The sequence below is a fragment of the Polynucleobacter sp. 35-46-11 genome, assembly GCF_002281105.1.
In genome coordinates this window covers 1-1831 of the sequence record NZ_NCFJ01000502.1, presented here as the reverse complement: position 1 = coordinate 1831, position 1831 = coordinate 1, and the positions used below count along the sequence as shown (strand labels likewise).

General features: G+C 47.0%; 2 protein-coding genes. Both read right to left on the bottom strand.

Features of this window, described 5'->3' with window-relative positions:
• On the bottom strand, window positions 1–434 hold a 434-nt coding region (gene nrdR / locus B7Y67_RS16900), incomplete at its 3' end, for a transcriptional regulator NrdR (protein WP_293599625.1).
• Between the two features lie 41 nt (window positions 435–475).
• Window positions 476–1720 carry a serine hydroxymethyltransferase gene (glyA, locus tag B7Y67_RS16895; protein WP_293599624.1) on the bottom strand — a complete coding sequence of 415 codons (1245 nt, stop codon included), beginning with the start codon at window positions 1718–1720 and terminating at the stop codon, window positions 476–478.
• Between the last annotated feature and the right edge of the window lie 111 nt (window positions 1721–1831).

Below are 1831 nucleotides of genomic sequence, written 5' to 3'. Positions count from 1 at the left end.
TTGAGTGCACTCTCAAAAGATTCAATATCTGCAAAGCTTCTGTAAACAGAAGCAAAGCGAATGTAGGCCACCTTGTCTAGACGCTTAAGTTCACGCATCACCAATTCACCAACGCGCTCACTTGGGATTTCTTTTTCGCCTAGGCTGAGTAGCTTCTCTTCAATGCGAGCAATCGATTCATCAACAGAATCTGATGAGACAGGGCGCTTGCGCAAGGCTAGCTTGACTGAACTAACCAACTTGTCATGGCTGTATTCAACACGGCTACCGTTCTTCTTAACGATTGCTGGCAATACAAGTTCTACACGCTCGTAAGTCGTAAATCGTTTATCGCATTTAGCACAACGGCGGCGGCGGCGAATCGTGTCGCCCTCATCCGATACCCGAGTATCGAGAACCTGAGTATCGTCGTTATGGCAAAAAGGGCAGCGCAATGTAGTTCTTCTTTACGATTTAGTTTGGTAGGTTATTTGCATTAACCGTAAACAGGGAAACACTTGGTCAACTCAGCCACTTGCGCACGAACCTTGGCGATATTCTCAGCATCATTTGGATTGTCCAAAACATCCGCAATGAAATTACCAACTTGACGTGCTTCCGCTTCTTTAAAGCCACGTGTTGTCATGGCAGGTGAGCCCAAACGAATACCACTGGTCACCATTGGTTTTTCTGGGTCGTTTGGAATGCCGTTCTTGTTACAAGTAATGTGCGCTTCGCCTAATACACGCTCAGCTTCTTTACCGGTCATTTTCTTGGCACGCAAATCTACCAACATCACATGAGAATCCGTGCCGCCAGAAACAATACGTAGTCCACGAGAAATTAGTGTCTCCGCCAAAGCTTTGGCATTAGTAACGACTTGCTTTTGATAATCAATAAAGCTGGGCTCTTGCGCCTCTTTAAACGCTGCAGCCTTACCAGCGATCACGTGCATCAAAGGACCACCTTGTAGACCTGGAAATACTGCGGAATTAATTGCTTTCTCGTGCTCCGCCTTCATCAAGATAATGCCGCCACGAGGACCGCGCAAGCTCTTGTGGGTAGTAGAGGTAACAATGTCCGCATGGGGTACTGGGTTTGGATATACACCAGCAGCCACCAATCCAGCATAGTGCGCCATATCCACCATGAAAATCGCGCCTACCTCTTTGGCTAATTTACCAATCCGCTCAAAATCAATCTTTCTAGAGTAGGCAGAGGCGCCAGCAATAATCAACTTTGGCTTGTGCTCACGGGCCAAACGCTCCATCTGCTCGTAATCAATCTCTTCATTTTTATCTAAGCCATAAGCAATTGGGTTAAACCACTTACCACTCATGTTTAAGGCCATGCCGTGCGTCAGGTGACCGCCTTCAGCCAAACTCATACCCATGAATGTATCGCCTGGCTTCAGGAACGCCAAAAACACTGCCTGGTTAGCGGACGCGCCACAATGCGGCTGCACATTCGCTGCCTCAGCACCAAACAAAGCCTTCACACGATCAATCGCTAATTGCTCAGCGACATCTACAAACTCACAACCACCGTAATAACGCTTACCCGGATAACCTTCAGCGTACTTATTAGTCAACTGAGAACCCTGCGCCTGCATGACTGCAGGGGAGGTGTAGTTCTCAGATGCAATCAGTTCAATATGGTCTTCCTGACGCTTATTCTCATTCTGAATCGCTGCCCACAATTCTGGGTCAGTTTTGGCTAAGGTGTTTTGGCGGTCAAACATGGTCATAATCCCGATGAAGTTGTATTGCTGAGTGAATTAACTTAGTAAAATCAACCTACATCATACAAAATCCACCATGACCACTACACAAGACCTCTCATTCCTCTCCCT